A 19,180-nucleotide genomic window follows, 5' to 3' on the forward strand; every position below is an offset into this window, starting at 1 on the left:
GATACTCCCGACAAAATCAATTGGCCCTGACCATCATAGCGTTTGTCTGCCTGCGAGATTCTGGCAAACGGTGACGCGCTGACAGGCGCATCAAGGTGCCCAAGGCATACAAAAGGCCAAACACTTCTACCAGACCGGCCAGCACCCACATGATCAGGCCTCCCATGACCTGATCATCCAGAGCATCCATGCCCGCAATGGCACGACCACATAAATCAAAAATTGGATAGAGATCGTATTCGGTAAAGGTGATGATGGCACCCACAATCATTTGCGGCACCATCGTAATAACCGGCGAAAGTATACGCCCACCCACCGACAGCCGGGCCGGTGGCGAAGGCCGGCGATCCAGGATCAGGTTCCAATACATGATCCCGCTGATCACCACAGACCAGTTCATCAAACGGTACAAACGCCAGTCCAGCATGGAATAGAACTGCACCGTAGGCAGCATCCAGATCAGGACCAGGAAAACAAACAGGAAAGCGACCAGTATCGGGTTGGTCAGGACAGCCTGGACACGCCGGCCACTGGGTCGACGCAACCAGTGCGCCAGAGCCCGTCGCCAGCTTGAAGGCAAGCCAGCGCGCAAGGTTTGACCAGGATAGGCACCCATCAGAAACAAGGGCCCCAGATGATGCAAGATCAGATGCTGGGCCCGATGAATGAAGAACATGCGCTCGGCGTAATAGTCCAGGCGCGTGTGCAAAGAAAGGTAGAGGAGAATCAGGCCAATCCAGAAAAAGGACTGGCGCAAAAGATTGGGGCGGTGTACTTGCCGCCCCCGGACGTACAAAGTGATGACCAGCAAGAAGGTCAAAAGCAGAACAGGAGAAAACTCCCAAGGTGTCAGCCAGTCGAGCAAGGACATAGCAGCGCCATCCGCAAATCCAGTTGCGGTTTAGTTTATAGCAATACGCTCCCGGCCTGCCCACTTCACATTCAACACACCGGGATAATCCCGAATCAACCGGGCACGCTGCATCAGCTCTGCTCGCAGTTCAGGCGGGCAGGTCAAGGTCACGCACGCGGTATCGTGCGTATCGGAATGGTCCACCTGCACATTGGCCACGCGGATACCCGCCGTGTTCAGGTCCGAGTAAATACGACGCCGGATCTGGGCCAGATCGCCACGAGGGCAGACAACCGTCAAACGGGAGACGGACAAAGGGGCACGGGCACGCAGGGCAGAGGCCTGGATGCCGGCACGGCGCAAAAAGAGATCAAAAATACGCATACATTCCCCCTATTGCACATTAACGTTGCAACACATCAGGATTCAGAAAGCGCAAGGCTTTCAGAGAATGAAATGGCGGGGAAGTTAAGGCAGCAAGAACAACTGCCTGAGATACCACGCCCTGAAATTTCCAGGACGCGGCAAGCTGTGAAGGAATCAGCGGGCCTGAACGCGCCTGGACATAGATAGGTCGAACATAGATCGACTAGCACTGTCGCCGGGGTCGGGATTCACCACACAGCTCCTATAAAACTAAAGAACCCGTAGTGTAACGTGCGCAGCCCCCTTCCACAAGGCAGCCCCCTAGAAAAACCTTTACTTTACAAGGCACTTGATGTGTTTAATACACAGACAAATCCAGCCAGCCCATATAGCGATAAAAGGCCATGATGATGTGCACCAGCCAGAACAGGCTGATATTGGCAAAGGCAACTGCAGCCACCACCGCCGTCAGGACACTGGGCCAGCCATGCTGGTTATGTTGATCGCTTTGCCGGTTGTAGAGCGCGTCAAATTTTTCGGGGCTACGCAGAGCCAGAATGACGGCCTCGATAATCCCGGCACTGACTGGCAAGATCAACAAATTGGGAAATAGCGAATCCAGCCCCTGCTCAAACACCAGCGTTCCCAGAACGGCCAAACTGGTAAACGCCAACGGGACATACCAAAAACGCCGGCCCAAATAACGGTGCTGTGCGCCCACCACGCCTAATAAAAGAGACAGCCACGCGGCGGTGACTTTATGGCGAAAAGGTTTGGTCTGTACAAATGACAAAGTCTGCTGAGACATGCAAGGCATCCAATCCGGGCTCGTGCTGCCAGCCATTGAGCACAGCTGTCAATTGCTTAACGCCAATTTGACAGCCACCTTCCCGTACAATACCTGAATTACTTCCTTGCCGTCATGAGGTCCCCCATGAATGCCACCGACTACGACATCGCCATTTGTGGCGCCGGTCCCGTAGGCGCATCTTTGGCGCTAATGCTGGCTGCCCAGCACCCAAGCCCGTCACGCATCGCCGTCCTGGGGAAAAACTTCAATCTGGCCAGCACCGAACATGCTCAAGGCGATCCGCGCACCCTGGCCCTGAATCACGGCAGCCGTCGCTTGATTCTGAATCAGCTCAAAGCCTGGCCCGAGCGCGCCGCCCTGATGCGCACCGTGCATGTATCCCAAAAGGGGCGTCTGGGCCGTTGCCTGATTCAGGCCGATGAACTGGGCGTCCCCGATCTGGGCGCGGTGGTGCATTACGATGATTTGCTCTGGGCCTTGCATGCCCGGTTGCGCGACAGCGGCGTCACCCTGCTGCCTGCCCAGCAAGCCCGTACCCATTCCGCCCCCAAACAAATTCTGGTCGACCACGATGCCGGTCAGGCCACGGCCTTGATTGCCGTGCAGTGTGACGGCGTCCGTCCCAGCGGCGTACGACGCGATTACGGCCAACACGCCCTGTTGACGACAGTACGCGCCAGCCAGCCTCAAACCGGCTGGGCATACGAGCGCTTTACCGAACATGGCCCCTTTGCAGCCCTGCCCCACCCTGACGCTCCGGACCTATACGCGATCGTCTGGTGCAATAGCCCGGAGCGCAGCCAATCCTTGGCCGAACTGCCTGTCGACGCGTTTCAGACCGCCATGCTGCAGGCCTTTGGGGAGCGCCTGGGGCATCTGGAGCTGGTCTCCAAGCGCCACATCTTTCCGCTCGCCTTCCATGCTGGCCCCAGCCGCTTGTCCGAGCGCCTGCTGGCTGTAGGCAATGCCGCCCAGACCTTGCACCCGGTTGCCGGTCAGGGTCTGAACCTGGGCCTGCGCGATGTCGCACAATTGTCACAGTGTCTGGCCGCCTGGCAAGCCGATTGCAGCCAGAACCCCGATCCCTTTTTGGCACGCTATGCCCGTCTGCGTCGTCCGGATCGCTGGTTAACTGCTGCCATCACCGACACTTTGCCACGTCTGTTTGCCACCAAAAACCCCTTGATCCAGCACGCTTGTGGTCTAGGACTGTTGGCGATGGACACCCTGCCTTTCGCTCGTCAGCCCTTTGCCCGACAACTGCTGCAAGGGATGCGCGCCTAGGCCCACCAGCAACAGGGGCCCTAATACGGGGCCTGTCCTTTTCTTCTTGTAAGTCCTTGCCCACGAAGCCGTGTCGCAGGGTTAAAATCTTCCCCATGCGTATCGGCCCCTGGACCCTTCCCAACCCTATTTTCATTGCCCCCATGGCGGGAGTCACAGACAGACCTTATCGTCGTCTGTGCAAGACACTGGGCGCCGGTTATGCCGTCTCGGAAATGGCCGCCAGCAACAAGCGCTTGTGGGATAGCGTGAAAACAGCACGACGCCTCAATCACGAAGGAGAGGCTGACCCGATCGCTGTACAGATTGCCGGCTCCGACCCTGAAATGATGGCCGAAGCCGCCGTATTCAACATCAGCAAAGGCGCTCGTATCATTGATATCAATATGGGATGCCCGGCCAAAAAAGTCTGTAACGTCGCCTCGGGTTCTGCCCTGTTACGTGACGAGCCACGCATCATTGAAATCCTTGAACACGTTGTCAAGGCATGTACTCCCTACCAGGTTCCGGTTACACTCAAGACCCGCACTGGCTGGGATGCGCAATCGCGCAATGCTGTTCGTATTGCCCGCTTGGCCGAAGATATCGGCATCGCCGCGTTGACCCTGCATGGTCGCACACGCTGCGACTTCTACCAGGGCCACGCCGAATACGACACCATACGCGAAGTCAAGAACAGCCTCTCTATTCCGGTCATCGCCAATGGGGATATCGATAGTCCCGAAAAGGCAAAATTCGTACTAGAGTACACCGGAGCGGATGCCGTCATGATTGGTCGAGCCGCGCAAGGGCGGCCCTGGATCTTCAGGGAAATCCTGCATTACCTCGAACATGGCGAACATCGTGCAGCCCCCACCTTTGGCGAGCTGCGCGATTGCATGATCGAACACCTGCAAGACCACTACGTTTTCTACGGGCAGCACACTGGAGTACGTACTGCCCGCAAGCATATAGGCTGGTATCTGTCGGATATGCCGGACTCCCGACACTGGCTGGATCAGATTAATCGTATCGAAAACTGTGCAGATCAATTAGAAGCCATTACTCACTGGTTTCAAGAATGCGACCTGGACCAGCCCTACCTGCAATAAAAGACAGCTGTGTGGCTCTTTTGTATTTAAGTACTTCGTATACCTTCAGAAAAAAATGTCAACGACCAACCCACTAGAACAGTCCGTACGTGAACGCCTCGAACGCTACTTCGCCGATCTGGGCGAATCCGAGCCACGCGATCTGTTGTCGATGGTCATCTCCTGCGTGGAACGGCCTGTCCTGCAAGTTGCCCTGGAGAAATCCGCGGGCAACCAATCCAAGGCCGCAGAAATGCTGGGTATCACGCGCAGTACCTTGCGCAAAAAACTCAGCGCCCACAATCTGCAACCCTGATTCCTAACTCTCACGTCTCACCTTCCATGAAAATCCAGACAGCTCTTCTCTCTGTCTCCGACAAAACCGGTATTGTCGAATTTGCCCAAGCACTCGCCCAGCGCGGAGTGCGGCTTCTCTCCACTGGCGGCACGGCCAAGCTGCTGGCCCAGGCCGGCCTGACCGTTACCGAAGTGGCCCAGCACACCGGTTCGCCAGAAATTCTGGATGGCCGTGTCAAAACACTGCATCCCAAAATTCACGGTGGCCTGCTGGCCCGTCGCGACAGCGCCGAACACCTGAAGACATTGGAAGAGCACGGCATTGACCGTATCGATCTGCTGGTCGTCAACCTCTACCCATTCCGTGAAACCATTGCCAAGCCGGGTTGCACCTTTGCCGATGCGGTAGAGAACATTGATATTGGCGGCCCCGCCATGTTGCGCGCTGCTGCCAAAAACCACGGTACGCCTGAAGGCGGCGCCTGTGTCGTCATTGACCCTGTCGATTACGAACGCGTACTGGCTGATATGGACGGCCCTGCTGGTCACCCTTCTTACGGCCTGCGTTTGGAACTGGCTGCCAAGGTCTACGCCCATACCGCCGCTTACGACGGTGCCATTGCCGCTTACCTGAGCAGCCTGGCTCAAGCCGAGCCTGCCCAGGACAGCGCCCCCGAATTGAACACCTGGCCCAATGTGCTGACTATTCAGCTCAAACAGGAACAGACGCTGCGCTACGGCGAGAACCCGCACCAAAGCGCTGCTTTCTACACAGACGGCACCATTGGTGAAGGTCTGCTGGGTCGCTACAAGCAATTGCAGGGCAAGGAACTGTCCTACAACAATATTGCTGACGCCGATGCCGCTTGGGAATGTGTACGCAGCTTTGATGCGGGCGCCTGCGTCATCGTCAAGCACGCTAACCCGTGTGGTGTAGCCTTGGGCGAAACCGCCGAAGAATCCTACCGCAAAGCCTTCCAAACAGACCCAACCTCGGCCTTTGGCGGCATTATTGCCTTTAACCGCGAGGTGGACGAAGCGGCGGCCCAAGCGATCAGCAGCCAGTTTGTGGAAGTCCTGCTGGCACCTTCCTACACTCAAGGTGCACTGGACGTGTTTGCCGCGAAAAAGAACGTGCGCGTACTGAGCATTCAGCCCGGTCAGGCTCACAACGCTTTTGACGTCAAACGTGTGGGTGGCGGCTGGTTGGTGCAAACGCCCGATACGTTCCGCGACAACACCGAAGGCTTCAAGGTCGTGACGCAAGTCCAGCCTACCACCCAGCAAATGCAAGACATGCTGTTTGCCTGGAACGTGGCCAAGTACGTGAAATCCAACGCTATTGTGTTCTGCGGTCAAGGCATGACGCTAGGCGTAGGCGCAGGCCAGATGAGCCGTGTGGACTCTGCCCGCATCGCCTCCATCAAGGCTGAAAACGCGGGCTTGACCCTGCAGGGTTCGGCTGTCGCGTCCGACGCGTTCTTCCCCTTCCGCGATGGTCTGGATGTGGTTGCCGAAGCTGGCGCCACCTGCGTGATTCAGCCCGGCGGCAGCGTGCGTGACGACGAAGTTATTGCCGCCGCGAACGAGCGTGGTATTGCCATGGTCTTGACCGGCACACGCCACTTCCGTCACTAATATGCGAATCCTGGGCATAGACCCTGGCTTGCGTCGCACTGGTTTCGGAGTGATCGACGCCCAGGGGCCCAGCTTGCGCTATGTGGCCAGCGGGACCATCGTGGTCCCGCCCGATCTGCCTCTGGCAGAGCGGCTCAAGCTGATTTTGACTCACATCACGGAAGTGATTGAGCAAAGCAAGCCCGATACCTCTGCCATTGAAAAAGTCTTTGTAAACAGCAACCCTGCCTCTACCCTTTTGCTGGGGCAAGCACGGGGCGCCGCCTTGTGTGCACTGGCGGTAGGTGGGCTGGATGTCCATGAATACACGGCTTTGCAGATCAAGAAAACCGTCACCGGCAGCGGCCACGCTGCCAAAGAACAAATCCAACTGATGGTCCAACGGCTCTTGCAGTTGAACGGCCTGCCTGCGCCGGACTCGGCCGATGCCCTGGCCTGCGCCATCAGCCATGCCCATCACAGCAGTGTGGTGGGTGGTCTGCAAAAAAGCGGAGCTCTCACAAGCGGGCCGCGCCGTCGCATTCGCGCTGGCCGGATCTTGGGTTAACTATCCAGAAGGAACATCATGATAGGTCGCATCCGGGGTACCTTGATCGAAAAACAACCGCCTACCATCTGCGTGGATGTAGGGGGGGTCGGTTATGAAATCGATGTACCCATGAGTACGCTCTACCAAATGCCGGAGCTGGGGGCGCAGGTCAATCTGTTCACCCATCTGGCCATTCGTGAAGATGCTCACGTGCTGTTTGGCTTTTCCAGCCTGAACGAGCGCAGCACCTTCAAGGCACTGATCAAAGTCACCGGTATTGGTGCCCGCACAGCCCTGTCCTTGCTTTCAGGCATGAATGCTGAAGAACTGGCCGATGCTATTACCCGCCAGGAGACTTCCCGTCTGGTGAAGATTCCAGGCATAGGCAAGAAAACAGCCGAGCGTCTTTTGCTGGAACTGCGTGGCAAGCTGGGTGCAGACCTGGGTGGCGGTGGCGCCGTCAGCGCCGTTCCCAATAGCCGTGATGATGTGCTGCACGCCTTGGAGGCATTGGGCTACTCCAACAAGGAAGCCAGTATTGCTGTCAAAGCACTACCTGATGATATTGATGTGTCGGAAGGGATCAAGCAGGCCTTGAAGTCGCTGTCACGCGCGTGACAAAAAACTGCCATGAATAAGAAACCGGGCCGTTCATCTGAACGGCCCGGTTTTTAATATCTATCCATGTGGCAGCGTATCCGCCGTGACTCTTATTGATGCGATGATGTACTGGCTAATTGCCCTATTGGCTTACTGCGGTTTGCTCGTTTGCAACTCCAGTTTGATCCGCTTTCTGAACCATCGGCAAGATAAATGCTTACGTATGCAAATCACTGACCTCATCAAGCCAGCAGCCGACCCAAGGCGGAGACATCCACATTACCACCACTGATCAGCACACCAACCTTACGGCCTTGCAAATCCCCCTGACGCATTGCCGCTGCGGCACCCAGACACCCTGTAGGCTCCACCACCATCTTCATGCGCTCTGCAAAGAAACGCATGGCCTGAACCAGCTCGGTATCCGGCACCGTCAAAATATCCGTCACCATGCTGCGAATCAGCTCGAACGTCATGGGGGCCAGCGCTTGGGTCAGCGCCCCATCAGCAATCGATGCAGGCGGTGCAATCTTGACGATCGTCCCACTACGCAAAGACTGCTGCGCATCATCGCCCGCCTGTGGCTCTACCCCAAAAACTTCACAAGCCGGTGCCATGGCCTTGGCGGCCAGCAAGCAGCCCGACAGCAAACCGCCCCCACCTAAGGGAACATAAAATTGCTGCAAATCGGGCACTTCCTGGAACAGTTCCAATGCCGCTGTGCCTTGCCCAGAAATCACATCAGGATGCGCAAAAGGCGGGATCAAAGTCAGTCCCTCGCGCTCCACCAAGTCCTGGGCAATCTGGGCACGGTCTTGGGTCAGGCGATCGTACTCAATCACTTTGGCCCCGTAACCGCGCGTCGCAGCAAGCTTAAGAACCGGCGCATCCGAATTCATGATGATGGTGGCCGGTATACCCAAGAGCTTGGCTGATAAGGCCACGGCCTGAGCATGGTTACCCGAAGAAAATGCCACGACACCGGTTTTTTTCTGTTCATCCGTCAAACGCGCCAGTGCATTGAAACCACCTCGGAACTTGAAAGCACCAATACGCTGAAAGTTCTCGCATTTGAAGTAGACTTCGCCATTCAGGCGCTCGTTCAATGTAGTGGAAGTCAGGACCGGGGTGCGGTGTGCCACGGGCGCCAAGCGTTCTGCGGCAGCCACAACATCAGCAAAATCAGGTAATTCCAGGGACATGGCTAAAATCTCGTTTGAAAATTCCAACCCACATTATGCGGGATGCCAAGCGAAGCAGCCTAGACCCGTCGGCACAAAACGATCCTCCCTGTAGCAGAGCGACGATTTGCATAAGCACTCTGTGCACGCTGCCACGAGCCTCAGTACTCAGGCGGCTAGCGCTTGGTGTACCATACTGTATATTCAATCAGCGTAGTCATCATGGCCATACACTCCGATTCGCTCTCCAGCCTGCCTTCTGAACAGCGCATCATTACGCCCAAACCCTTGTCGCCCAACGAAGAGTCCATCGAGCGCGCCTTACGGCCCAAGATGCTGGAGGACTATGTCGGGCAAGCTCGTGCGCGTGAACAGCTAGAAATTTTCATCGCTGCTGCTCGACAACGTCAGGAGGCCTTGGACCACGTTTTGCTGTTTGGCCCGCCCGGTCTGGGTAAAACCACTCTGGCTCACATCATTGCCCATGAAATGGGCGTGAATCTACGTCAAACCTCCGGCCCCGTGCTGGAGCGCCCCGGTGATCTGGCCGCTCTGCTGACGAATCTGGAACCCAACGACGTCCTGTTTATTGACGAAATCCACCGTCTCTCCCCCGTTGTCGAAGAAATTCTGTACCCGGCCCTGGAAGACTTCCAGATTGATATTTTGATTGGTGAAGGCCCGGCCGCCCGCAGCGTCAAATTGGATTTGCAGCCCTTTACCCTGGTCGGCGCGACAACCCGAGCAGGCATGCTGACCAACCCCTTGCGCGACCGTTTTGGCATTGTGTCCCGCCTGGAGTTCTATGACGTCAAAGACTTAACGCACATTGTGGCACGTAGTGCCGGCCTGCTTAATGTCAGCACAACAGACGAGGGCACCTACGAAATTGCCCGCCGCTCACGTGGCACACCGCGTATTGCCAACCGGCTTTTGCGCCGGGTGCGCGACTACGCCGAAGTCAAAACCGGCGGCATCATCCATACCGAATGCGCCCAAGCCGCTCTTTCCATGCTGGAAGTGGACCCACAAGGTCTGGATTTAATGGATAGAAAGTTGTTGGAAGCCATCATCCATAAATTCGACGGTGGTCCAGTAGGAGTAGACAGTCTGGCCGCTGCCATCGGTGAAGAGCGCGACACAATCGAGGACGTGATCGAGCCCTATCTGATCCAGCATGGTTTTTTACAACGCACTCCCAGGGGCCGTATTGCCACCCTGAACACCTGGCGCCACCTGGGGCTCACGCCCCCACGCAATACACAGGGTCAGGACCTGTTCGAGGCAGAATAAGCATTTAGCCCCGGCGGGACCAGGGCCGAAACACCAATAGCAAGGTAATCGCAATCGATACGGCGGCGGCCAACAGCAAGGCCGGCAGCCAGTGCATATACGTGAAGACTAAGGCCAGCGTAGTGCAAAACCCTGCCAGACTCCCCGTCCCCCACAAAGCCGAACGCAAGGTCGCTACCAAGCTGGCAGCACCCAGGGTTTGGTGAATGGTCACAGCCACCACGGTATAGCCAATGGGGAAAGCCATAATCAGTCCCGACAAGCTCGGCCCTAACAAAGAACTGCTGGTGGTCACGATAGCGACCAGAAGTCCGGCCAAGGCTCCTCTGAATATCAGCAAGCCCCAGCCCGCCTTCGCTTTGCTGGTCCCTTTCATGCCGGCCAAACGGAGCGACGCGCGCAAGCTGAACGCAGTGACGGCAATAAACAAGGCTAGCCCCAGCACAGGCTGCACGGGCATGAAGGACAAAAGCAAGGCAGCCACTGCCCAAGCTGCGACCGCACACAGCAAGGTGCGCCAAGGCGACAAGTTGGGAGCGCAAAGAATGATGAGCAGCAAAAACAGTTGCGTCGCACTCAGCGAATACACGGCATAGGTTGCCGCCTGCTGCACATAATCGGCGGGAAACTGTTGGGACAAAAAATAAAAGCCGGGGCCCAGCACCATGGGCAAGCCCGCCAAGGCACCACCGATCAAGGGGCCAAATGCGCCCACAGACCACGAAACCAAGATCACGACCAAAGCGGTCGCGGCCATGCGTGCGGCCAAGGCAGACCACGCCACATCAAGAAAAACAGTTTCCACGGACGTATTTCGCAGTGAGATCAGATATTAAGAGCCGCCCGGCTAAGCGTCATTAAAGACGCAGGAACCGAGCCGCCTCTTTTTTCCCTAGCTCACCACACTCCAGTCCAGAGCCTGACCGGCAGCGAGAGGAATCAATGGCTCACCGGCCATCTCCACAGACTCGGGAATCGTGAATTGACGGCGTTGCAGCGTCATTGTTCCTTCATTGACGGGCAAGCCGTAAAAAGCGGGGCCATTCAAGCTGGCAAAGGCCTCTAGGCGATCCAAACGACCGGCCTTGTCAAAAGCCGACGCGTACAGCTCCATAGCATGCAGCGCGGTGTAACAGCCCGCACAGCCACAGCTTTGTTCTTTGCGGCTACGCGAGTGGGGTGCGCTGTCTGTACCCAGGAAAAAACGGTTACTGTCACTGGTTGCGGCGTCTACCAGAGCCTGGCGATGCTTCTCGCGCTTTAAGACTGGCAAACAGTACCAGTGTGGCTGCAAGCCCCCCTGGAACAGGGCATTACGGTTATAGAGCAGGTGATGCGCCGTGATCGTCGCGGCAACCGGGCCCTCGGCCTGGCTCACGTAGGCGGCACCCTCTGCCGTGGTCAAGTGTTCAAACACCACTTTCAGCTCAGGGAAAGCCTTGCGCATGGGAATCATCACACGCTCGATGAATACCGCTTCGCGGTCAAACAAGTCGATGCTGGGGTCCGTAACCTCGCCGTGCATCAGCAAAGGCATGCCCGATTCCTGCATCTGCGCCAGCACCCGGGAACAGTTCTTTAGCAAATCCGTCACACCGGCGTCAGAGTTGGTGGTGGCTCCGGCAGGATAGAGCTTGACGCCATGTACAACCCCACTTTCCTTGGCGCGAACGATTTCCTCAGGCTGAGTATTGTCCGTCAAGTACAAAGTCATCAAAGGCTCAAACTTACCGACGTACTCGGTTTTGGCCAATGCGCTCAGAATGCGCTCGCGGTAGGCCAGAGCCTGTGCGGTTGCCGTAACGGGCGGGGTCAGATTGGGCATGACGATAGCCCGATCAAATTGTGCCGCAGTATGGCCCAAGACCGACTCCAACACAGCACCGTCGCGCAGGTGCAAATGCCAATCATCAGGACGACGAATGACCAGGGTATCCACAGTAGGGCTCATATCTTTACTCAATATCAAACAAAGGCTCCGTGCTTTGAACCGTCAATAAAGCAACAGGTGCCACAATTGCCTGTCAGCAGGCCGAATCCATCATTATGCTACAGCTGCCTGCGCTGCGCATGTCGGCACAGAAGTCCCGAGCCCGAATCAATACTGCGTTGCAGCAGCCTGTAAACACTGGAAAATCTGCTTACAGACCGGCAAAGCTCCTACTCACAAAGGGCTTGGACGTATAAGGAGTATCACGGTATGCTGACAGACAAGTCGTGCCCTAGCGCATAACCCGCCCCTTCAACTCGTTTCTCAGGAGTTCCGTTCATGGCCAGCACTGAAAAAAAACCTGCTACCCGCAAACCCAATGCAGCCTTCATGAAACCACTCACTCCTAGCCCAACACTGGCTGCGGTGATTGGCTCTGGCGCGCTACCGCGCACTGAAGTTACGAAGAAAATCTGGGAATACATCAAGAAACACGATCTTCAGGATCCCAAGAACCGTCGCAACATCAATGCTGACGCCAAACTACGCCCCTTGTTCGGCAAGGATCAGGTCTCCATGTTTGAACTGACCAAACTGGTCAGCGCTCACCTGAAATAAGCGCGGGGTGCTCAGGCACCTTTGGCAGTATCGGGCCGCGTCGCTGAGCTTTCAGCTGCGGCCCTTTTTCATGTGTCATCATCAAGCCTTCGCATCTTCATATCGATGTCAATCTCTACTGCTCCCGATCAAACCCCACGTGTTCTATGCTGGTTGCGCCGCGATCTTCGCCTGCACGACCACGCGGCCTTGCACCACGCCCTGAAAAGCGGTTTGCCTGTGGCCTGTGTGTTTATCTTTGACAGCACAATCCTGGACTCCTTGCCTGCCGACGATGTACGGCTGGCTTTTATACATGACAGTCTGCTGCAGGTGCAGGAGCAACTGCGCCAATATGGCAGTGAACTGATCACGGCTCACGGTGACCCAGTACAGAAAATTCCCGAATTGGCAAACCGCCTGAATGCGAAGGCGGTCTATGCCAATGAAGACTACGAACCTGCGGCCATGGCACGAGATCAGACTGTCAGTCATACCCTGTCTGGCCAAGGCATGGAACTAAAGCTATTCAAGGACCAGGTCATCTTTGCGCGAGATGAAATCCTGACACAGCAAAGACAACCGTATACGGTTTTTACACCTTACAAGCGGAACTGGCTGGCGCGTATTCAATCGGAGGATGCACAAGCCTATGACTGCTCGCAAGGAGAATGGGCCGCCCTGCCAGAGCAAGCCCTACCTGACTTGGAAGAATTAGGCTTTCAGGAAAAATCTCGCGCGAAACTGCTCAGTCCCGCCGGTTGGCAAGGCGCCCAGACATTGCTGGAACAATTTGAGCCCAGAATCCATGCCTATCATGAACGCCGGGACTTTCCAGCCAAACGAGGCGTGTCCTATTTAGCCCCCCATCTGCGCTTTGGAACACTATCCATACGCCAAGCCGTATCTCTGGCTTGGCCCAGCGACTCCAATGGCGCGGCCACCTGGCTGAGCGAACTGATCTGGCGAGAGTTCTACCAGCAGTTCCTATGGCATCACCCAGAAACGGCGACAGAGAGCTTCAAGCCGGCCTACAAGGACCTGCCTTTCCCTAATCGCGAAGACTGGTTTCAGGCCTGGAAAGACGGCCAGACCGGCTATCCAATTGTTGATGCCGCCATGCGTCAATTGAACCAGTCAGGCTATATGCACAACCGGCTGCGCATGATAAGTGCGTCCTTTCTGGTAAAAGACTTGCTGATAGACTGGCGATGGGGGGAGCAATATTTTGCCCAGAAGCTGCTTGATTACGATATGGCTTCTAACGTGGGGGGCTGGCAATGGGCCGCTTCCACCGGATGCGATGCGCAGCCTTACTTTCGCATCTTCAACCCCATAACCCAATCGCGTAAATTTGATCCAGACGGACAGTTCATACGTCGATATGTGCCCGAACTGGCGTCGCTGGACAAACAAGCTATTCACGCGCCTTGGCAGGCCAAGCAGCTCCCTATCGAATTCAGGTCAGGGAAAGACTACCCGGCCCCCATCGTAGACCATGACACACAACGGCATCTTGCTTTGGCCTTATTCAAGCAAGCAGGAGAGCAAGAACAAGCGGATTGAAATACCTTAAGGATAGTTATGTCAGATAGCTTCAAGCGACCTTCTCCGATCAGTACTTCCGTATTACTACAAAACCTGCAAGCCGCTCATCCCCAAGCACAAGTGGCCGTTCTGGACTTCAGCGCAGACCATGCCGAAATCAGCTTGGCTCATCAAGGCGCCCCTGTACATACGGAGCACTTCCCGGAACTTAGCGCAGTCCAGCTGTTGGCCAATTGTTTTTCAGACTCAAGCTCACGCCAGGCGCAGTTGGAGCATGCCATTGAAGTCGTCGAAGACGCCATCATGCCGGCCAGTCTGGATCTACGCCAGTTCACGGTATTTGCCACGGCTGAATATGCAGAAGAACTACATGCTTGGCTCCATACAGCTCAAGGCAATGAACAGCACATCATCAACCGGGACATGATCGACGATCTGTTCACCCTTTATGCCGCCGCCAGCCAAGGGGCCGTCAGTCTGAAAATGATCAACGCTAGCTCTTTGGAAAATATCCATCAGCTAGTCAACAATCAAAACCTGGGTATATACCTGCTACTGCTGCGTGAATGCATGCACCATATGCATATCGAGCAGGTTCACTTGCTGGCGCCCTGAGGCTTGCCCTTTGGGGTTTTTAGAGGTGAAGAGAAACCCTGCCATGCAGGAAAACACCCAACATAAAACCAGGCATCCTTCAGTACAAGCATTCAAGCAGCAAGCATCCTGGCTTGCAGTGGCCTAAGCTCCTGAAACCAGGGCAAAACGTCTTGTATTTTTTTGCCCCCCTGACATAGGGCGCAGAGAAGAGAAGCTGCCAACCGTCACGATGAGGCTGAGTCAACACGCATAAGCAAAGAGCCCCGCAAGCAAAAGGCCCAAGACTAATCGTACCCAGAATGGAGCAAAACGAGATCACATAAAAAAAGGTGCTCATCAGAGCACCTTTTAAAATACTTCTTTCTGGTCTGGCCCAGAACTCTTCTGATACTGGATCGGCCTAGTAATCGTGGCCCAGCGCCTGACCACCAGCCAAAGCCAACCAGCCTTTGATCAAGCGATGAACGATCCAAACCAAGGCCACCAGCGCGGTTACCCAACCAATGAAGATGGTCGTTAGCAAAGCGCTCAGCACCACCCACAACAGACCCCACCAGAAAGTCTTGATAACCCAGTCCAGGTGACTGGCATAAATGGTGCCCGACGCATCACCGCGTTTGACGTAGGCCAGGATCACGGCTGCCACAGCCGCAGCACCGAAGATACCTGCACTGATCATAGCCAAAGAAAACAAGCCATAGCAGATGTGCGTGATCTTGCGCAGCGACAAGCCTGGTTCAAGCTCGGGGCTAATGGGCTGATTCATTCGGTTCTCCTGAAACAAGCATTAACAATAACGATACCGAACCATTTTACCCATACTTTGGGCATTAACCGTATGACAGTGGCAGAGCTACCACCATATGAATAGAAGAATTAGCGGCCTGAAGATAAATCCTATATCCCGAAGAAGTACACACCCCACATACTCAATAGACACGGTAGGCAGCAGCCGAATAGAAAGAAGGGGAATCGGTAACCAAAACGGGCTGATGGTGATGCAGGTGTGCAGAGCTATCAACAACAAACACCCCACGCAGCCAGAGTTAGGCAAGCACCATGACGATAGAAGCGACAACGGGTAAGCGAACAGAGGAAGGAAGGTAAGTTAAGAAGCGCCCGGAATAAGCTTTTACGGGTGGGATGGAGAGGTGTTGTAGAAGAAGAATGGGGAAGATCCAGCGTCCCCCCAGCCGATAGGCCATCAGCTCGATCAAACCAAAGGCTTTCTTGGCTCACTGGATGCCAATCCACGTAACTACCCGAGGCAAGCCGAGAAGAAGGGGCGGACAACAGCCGTACAGAAGAAGGAAGGAAGGTGAGGCTGAAGGCTCCGACCTGTATTAGCAGCACCGGATGCTACGCGGGGGAGCTACCCGAGGGGCAAGCCGAAGCAGACACGAGTAAGCCGTACAGAAGAAGAAGAAGAAGAAGAAGAAGGGAGACAAGGTGCCCAGAACGGGCCAGGAGGAAGGAAGGGACGTCCGAACGAGATGATCGCAGGGATCCGGTCCTTATGCCACCAGAACACAGCTGGGCAGCCGTGTGTACGCGTGGCGCGCATAAAAAACAAAACCCCCGCAAGGGATACTTGCGGGGGTTTTGAGCAATAAGAGCTTGACGATGACCTACTTTCACAGACGTCCGTCCACTATCATCGGCGCAAAGGCGTTTCACAATCCTGTTCGGGATGGGAAGGTGTGGGACCACCTTGCTATGGTCGTCAAGCGTAACTGGTTGCCAGGCCGTCTCTACAGGGACGTCCCAGCCAATTGGAAGAAGCACACTGCTAGCGATCAGTACGGATCAGCTAGCAGCGGTTACGAAGGTGTCGAGCGCGGGTTGCGCTGCACTTCAATATTACGTTCTGTGGTCAACAACTTAACTCACTACAACCTCAAGGGTTATAGGATCAAGCCACACGGGCAATTAGTACTGGTTAGCTACATGCATTACTGCACTTCCACACCCAGCCTATCAACGTCCTGGTCTCGGACGACCCTACAGGGAGGTCAAGCCTCCGGGATATCTAATCTTCAGACGAGTTTCCCGCTTAGATGCCTTCAGCGGTTATCTCTTCCGTACGTAGCTACTCGGCAATGCCATTGGCATGACAACCGATACACCAGTGGTACGTCCACTCCGGTCCTCTCGTACTAGGAGCAGGCTCCGTCAAATATCCAACGCCCACGGCAGATAGGGACCAAACTGTCTCACGACGTTTTAAACCCAGCTCACGTACCTCTTTAAATGGCGAACAGCCATACCCTTGGGACCGGCTACAGCCCCAGGATGAGATGAGCCGACATCGAGGTGCCAAACACCGCCGTCGATATGAACTCTTGGGCGGTATCAGCCTGTTATCCCCAGAGTACCTTTTATCCGTTGAGCGATGGCCCTTCCATACAGAACCACCGGATCACTATGTCCTACTTTCGTACCTGTTCGACTTGTCAGTCTCACAGTCAAGCACGCTTATGCCATTGCACTATCAAGACGATTTCCGACCGTCTCTAGCGTACCTTCGAACTCCTCCGTTACACTTTAGGAGGAGACCGCCCCAGTCAAACTGCCCACCATGCACGGTCCCCGATCCCGATAAGGGACCTAGGTTAGAACCGCAAACAGACCAGGGTGGTATTTCAAGGATGACTCCACGCGATCTGGCGACCACGCTTCAACGTCTCCCACCTATCCTACACAGGCCGGTTCACAATCCAATGCAAAGCTACAGTAAAGGTTCATGGGGTCTTTCCGTCTAGCCGCGGGGAGATTGCATCATCACAACCATGTCAACTTCGCTGAGTCTCAGGAGGAGACAGTGTGGCCATCGTTACGCCATTCGTGCAGGTCGGAACTTACCCGACAAGGAATTTCGCTACCTTAGGACCGTTATAGTTACGGCCGCCGTTTACCGGGGCTTCGATCAAGAGCTTGCACCCCATCACTTAACCTTCCGGCACCGGGCAGGCGTCACACCCTATACGTCCACTTTCGTGTTTGCAGAGTGCTGTGTTTTTAGTAAACAGTCGCAGCCACCGATTCACTGCGGCCTCTTCATGCTTTGTGCGCAGGCACATCACACTAATGAGGCATACCTTCTCCCGAAGTTACGGTATTAATTTGCCGAGTTCCTTCTCCTGAGTTCTCTCAAGCGCCTTGGAATATTCATCCCGTCCACCTGTGTCGGTTTGCGGTACGGTCTCGTAGAGCTGAAGCTTAGAGGCTTTTCTTGGAACTGCTTCCAGTTAGTTTAGAGCCGAAGCTCTATTCAGTCACACCCTTGAATTACGCACCCGGATTTGCCTAAGTGCCTTCTATGATGCGCCAACGGGGACATCCAACACCCCGATAACATTCTGCAATCCGTCCCCCCATCGCACTCTACGACGGTGCGGGAATATTAACCCGCTTCCCATCAGCTACGCATCTCTGCCTCGCCTTAGGGGCCGACTCACCCTGCGCCGATGAACGTTGCGCAGGAAACCTTGGACTTACGGCGAGGGGGCTTTTCACCCCCTTTATCGCTACTCATGTCAGCATTCTCACTTCCGATACCTCCAGCATTCCTCACGGAACACCTTCACAGGCTTACGGAACGCTCTCCTACCATGTGTACTAAAAGTACACATCCGCAGCTTCGGTCTATGGCTTAGCCCCGTTACATCTTCCGCGCAGGACGACTCGATCAGTGAGCTATTACGCTTTCTTTAAAGGATGGCTGCTTCTAAGCCAACCTCCTGACTGTCTATGCCTTCCCACTTCGTTTCCCACTTAGCCATAGTTAGGGACCTTAGCTGGCGGTCTGGGTTGTTTCCCTCTTGAGTCCGGACGTTAGCACCCGGTGCTCTGTCTCCCGTACTGTACTTGCCGGTATTCGGAGTTTGCCATGGTTTGGTAAGTCGCTGTGACCCCCTAGCCATAACAGTGCTCTACCCCCGGCAGTAATATACGAGGCACTACCTAAATAGTTTTCGGAGAGAACCAGCTATCTCCAGGCTTGTTTAGCCTTTCACTCCGATCCACAGCTCATCCCCTAATTTTTCAACATTAGTGGGTTCGGTCCTCCAGCACGTGTTACCGTGCCTTCAACCTGGCCATGGATAGATCGCCTGGTTTCGGGTCTACACCCAGCGACTGAATCGCCCTATTCGGACTCGCTTTCGCTACGCCTCCCCTATTCGGTTAAGCTTGCCACTGAATGTAAGTCGCTGACCCATTATACAAAAGGTACGCAGTCACACCACGAGGGTGCTCCTACTGTTTGTATGCATACGATTTCAGGATCTATTTCACTCCCCTTCCGGGGTTCTTTTCGCCTTTCCCTCACGGTACTGGTTCACTATCGGTCGATCACGAGTATTTAGCCTTGGAGGATGGTCCCCCCATATTCAGACAGGATTTCACGTGTCCCGCCCTACTTGTTCGATGCTTAGTTCCACGTACTGAATTTCGCCTACAGGGCTATCACCTGCTACGGCTGGACTTTCCATTCCATTCGACTATTCACTACGCTAAAACATCCAGGCTGGTCCGGTTTCGCTCGCCACTACTTCCGGAATCTCGGTTGATTTCTTTTCCTCGAG

Annotated in this window: 17 protein-coding genes and 2 rRNA genes; 10 read left to right on the forward strand and 9 right to left on the reverse strand. The window is 55.3% G+C overall.

The features are described 5' to 3' along the window. Positions 1–16 precede the first annotated feature (16 nt). From AC6I6N_RS08135 to AC6I6N_RS08145, 3 genes are all read right to left on the reverse strand, one after another. A complete protein-coding gene (locus tag AC6I6N_RS08135; RefSeq protein ID WP_094197525.1) occupies positions 17–871 on the reverse strand; it encodes a cytochrome c oxidase assembly protein in 855 nt (284 codons plus the stop codon). 30 nt (positions 872–901) lie between these two features. Next, a complete protein-coding gene (locus AC6I6N_RS08140) occupies positions 902–1,237 on the reverse strand; it encodes a hypothetical protein (RefSeq protein WP_003803097.1) in 336 nt (111 codons plus the stop codon). Positions 1,238–1,577: 340 nt separating this feature from the next. Then, positions 1,578–2,027, reverse strand: a complete 450-nt coding sequence (locus AC6I6N_RS08145; RefSeq protein WP_230017567.1) for a hypothetical protein — start codon at positions 2,025–2,027, stop codon at positions 1,578–1,580. A 126-nt stretch (positions 2,028–2,153) separates the two neighbouring features. Between AC6I6N_RS08145 and AC6I6N_RS08150 the strand changes: the two genes are divergently transcribed. The 6 genes from AC6I6N_RS08150 (at position 2,154) to ruvA (ending at position 7,466) form a co-directional block, all read left to right on the forward strand. After that, on the forward strand, positions 2,154–3,314 hold the full coding sequence (locus tag AC6I6N_RS08150) for an FAD-dependent monooxygenase (protein WP_094197527.1): 1,161 nt from the start codon (positions 2,154–2,156) through the stop codon (positions 3,312–3,314). 95 nt (positions 3,315–3,409) lie between these two features. Then, positions 3,410–4,405 (forward strand): tRNA dihydrouridine synthase DusB, encoded by a 996-nt coding sequence (dusB, locus tag AC6I6N_RS08155; RefSeq protein ID WP_094197528.1) that lies wholly within the window; start codon positions 3,410–3,412, stop codon positions 4,403–4,405. 55 nt (positions 4,406–4,460) lie between these two features. Continuing rightward, positions 4,461–4,700, forward strand: coding sequence for a helix-turn-helix domain-containing protein (locus tag AC6I6N_RS08160; RefSeq protein WP_003803089.1), 240 nt, complete (start codon positions 4,461–4,463; stop codon positions 4,698–4,700). Between the two features lie 26 nt (positions 4,701–4,726). Further along, a complete protein-coding gene (gene purH / locus AC6I6N_RS08165) occupies positions 4,727–6,319 on the forward strand; it encodes a bifunctional phosphoribosylaminoimidazolecarboxamide formyltransferase/IMP cyclohydrolase (protein WP_497943387.1) in 1,593 nt (530 codons plus the stop codon). Position 6,320: 1 nt separating this feature from the next. Beyond that, complete coding sequence (gene ruvC, locus AC6I6N_RS08170; RefSeq protein WP_094197530.1) at positions 6,321–6,866, forward strand: crossover junction endodeoxyribonuclease RuvC; 546 nt, start codon at positions 6,321–6,323, stop codon at positions 6,864–6,866. A gap of 18 nt (positions 6,867–6,884) precedes the next feature. Continuing rightward, positions 6,885–7,466: a Holliday junction branch migration protein RuvA gene (ruvA, locus tag AC6I6N_RS08175; protein ID WP_121739460.1), complete on the forward strand. Its 582-nt coding sequence runs from the start codon at positions 6,885–6,887 to the stop codon at positions 7,464–7,466. 224 nt (positions 7,467–7,690) lie between these two features. Here the strand turns inward: ruvA and AC6I6N_RS08180 are convergent, their stop codons facing one another. Then, a complete protein-coding gene (locus AC6I6N_RS08180; protein ID WP_497943388.1) occupies positions 7,691–8,650 on the reverse strand; it encodes a threo-3-hydroxy-L-aspartate ammonia-lyase in 960 nt (319 codons plus the stop codon). 201 nt (positions 8,651–8,851) lie between these two features. Here AC6I6N_RS08180 and ruvB point away from each other — a divergent pair, with 201 nt between their 5' ends. Then, a complete protein-coding gene (ruvB, locus tag AC6I6N_RS08185) occupies positions 8,852–9,922 on the forward strand; it encodes a Holliday junction branch migration DNA helicase RuvB (RefSeq protein WP_094197533.1) in 1,071 nt (356 codons plus the stop codon). 4 nt (positions 9,923–9,926) lie between these two features. On the opposite strand, the gene AC6I6N_RS08190 is transcribed toward ruvB, so the two are convergent. Continuing rightward, the gene (locus tag AC6I6N_RS08190) at positions 9,927–10,727 is read right to left on the reverse strand and encodes a hypothetical protein (RefSeq protein WP_497943389.1); all 801 of its coding nucleotides are present in this window, start codon (positions 10,725–10,727) and stop codon (positions 9,927–9,929) included. Positions 10,728–10,814: 87 nt separating this feature from the next. Then, positions 10,815–11,873, reverse strand: coding sequence for a dihydroorotase (gene pyrC, locus AC6I6N_RS08195; protein ID WP_121739462.1), 1,059 nt, complete (start codon positions 11,871–11,873; stop codon positions 10,815–10,817). Positions 11,874–12,191: 318 nt separating this feature from the next. On the opposite strand from pyrC, the gene AC6I6N_RS08200 reads away from it, so the two are divergent. The 3 genes from AC6I6N_RS08200 (at position 12,192) to AC6I6N_RS08210 (ending at position 14,612) form a co-directional block, all read left to right on the forward strand. Continuing rightward, positions 12,192–12,470 carry an SWIB/MDM2 domain-containing protein gene (locus AC6I6N_RS08200; RefSeq protein WP_009459783.1) on the forward strand — a complete coding sequence of 93 codons (279 nt, stop codon included), beginning with the start codon at positions 12,192–12,194 and terminating at the stop codon, positions 12,468–12,470. 105 nt (positions 12,471–12,575) lie between these two features. Continuing rightward, positions 12,576–14,015 carry a cryptochrome/photolyase family protein gene (locus AC6I6N_RS08205; RefSeq protein ID WP_406612101.1) on the forward strand — a complete coding sequence of 480 codons (1,440 nt, stop codon included), beginning with the start codon at positions 12,576–12,578 and terminating at the stop codon, positions 14,013–14,015. Between the two features lie 18 nt (positions 14,016–14,033). Next, complete coding sequence (locus AC6I6N_RS08210; RefSeq protein ID WP_094197536.1) at positions 14,034–14,612, forward strand: hypothetical protein; 579 nt, start codon at positions 14,034–14,036, stop codon at positions 14,610–14,612. Between the two features lie 382 nt (positions 14,613–14,994). Here AC6I6N_RS08210 and AC6I6N_RS08215 read toward each other — a convergent pair whose 3' ends face one another. The 3 genes from AC6I6N_RS08215 to AC6I6N_RS08225 form a co-directional block, all read right to left on the reverse strand. Beyond that, complete coding sequence (locus AC6I6N_RS08215) at positions 14,995–15,360, reverse strand: DUF4870 family protein (protein WP_094197537.1); 366 nt, start codon at positions 15,358–15,360, stop codon at positions 14,995–14,997. An 849-nt stretch (positions 15,361–16,209) separates the two neighbouring features. Then, positions 16,210–16,322 (reverse strand): 5S ribosomal RNA (gene rrf / locus AC6I6N_RS08220). 180 nt (positions 16,323–16,502) lie between these two features. Next, a 23S ribosomal RNA gene (locus AC6I6N_RS08225) occupies positions 16,503–19,180 on the reverse strand; the annotation flags it as partial.

This window comes from Alcaligenes sp. LTN-3 (assembly GCF_059735605.1).

Bases quoted from the DNA above. Each gene is read 5' to 3' on its own strand.
- purH (WP_497943387.1), top strand. From the start codon at position 4,727: ATGAAAATCCAGACAGCTCTTCTCTCTGTCTCCGACAAAACCGGTATT.
- AC6I6N_RS08150 (WP_094197527.1), top strand. From the start codon at position 2,154: ATGAATGCCACCGACTACGACATCGCCATTTGTGGCGCCGGTCCCGTA.
- AC6I6N_RS08135 (WP_094197525.1), bottom strand. From the start codon at position 871: ATGTCCTTGCTCGACTGGCTGACACCTTGGGAGTTTTCTCCTGTTCTG.
- ruvC (WP_094197530.1), top strand. From the start codon at position 6,321: ATGCGAATCCTGGGCATAGACCCTGGCTTGCGTCGCACTGGTTTCGGA.
- AC6I6N_RS08160 (WP_003803089.1), top strand. From the start codon at position 4,461: ATGTCAACGACCAACCCACTAGAACAGTCCGTACGTGAACGCCTCGAA.
- AC6I6N_RS08210 (WP_094197536.1), top strand. From the start codon at position 14,034: ATGTCAGATAGCTTCAAGCGACCTTCTCCGATCAGTACTTCCGTATTA.
- AC6I6N_RS08205 (WP_406612101.1), top strand. From the start codon at position 12,576: ATGTCAATCTCTACTGCTCCCGATCAAACCCCACGTGTTCTATGCTGG.
- AC6I6N_RS08145 (WP_230017567.1), bottom strand. From the start codon at position 2,027: ATGTCTCAGCAGACTTTGTCATTTGTACAGACCAAACCTTTTCGCCAT.
- AC6I6N_RS08180 (WP_497943388.1), bottom strand. From the start codon at position 8,650: ATGTCCCTGGAATTACCTGATTTTGCTGATGTTGTGGCTGCCGCAGAA.
- AC6I6N_RS08140 (WP_003803097.1), bottom strand. From the start codon at position 1,237: ATGCGTATTTTTGATCTCTTTTTGCGCCGTGCCGGCATCCAGGCCTCT.
- ruvA (WP_121739460.1), top strand. From the start codon at position 6,885: ATGATAGGTCGCATCCGGGGTACCTTGATCGAAAAACAACCGCCTACC.
- pyrC (WP_121739462.1), bottom strand. From the start codon at position 11,873: ATGAGCCCTACTGTGGATACCCTGGTCATTCGTCGTCCTGATGATTGG.
- ruvB (WP_094197533.1), top strand. From the start codon at position 8,852: ATGGCCATACACTCCGATTCGCTCTCCAGCCTGCCTTCTGAACAGCGC.
- dusB (WP_094197528.1), top strand. From the start codon at position 3,410: ATGCGTATCGGCCCCTGGACCCTTCCCAACCCTATTTTCATTGCCCCC.
- AC6I6N_RS08215 (WP_094197537.1), bottom strand. From the start codon at position 15,360: ATGAATCAGCCCATTAGCCCCGAGCTTGAACCAGGCTTGTCGCTGCGC.
- AC6I6N_RS08200 (WP_009459783.1), top strand. From the start codon at position 12,192: ATGGCCAGCACTGAAAAAAAACCTGCTACCCGCAAACCCAATGCAGCC.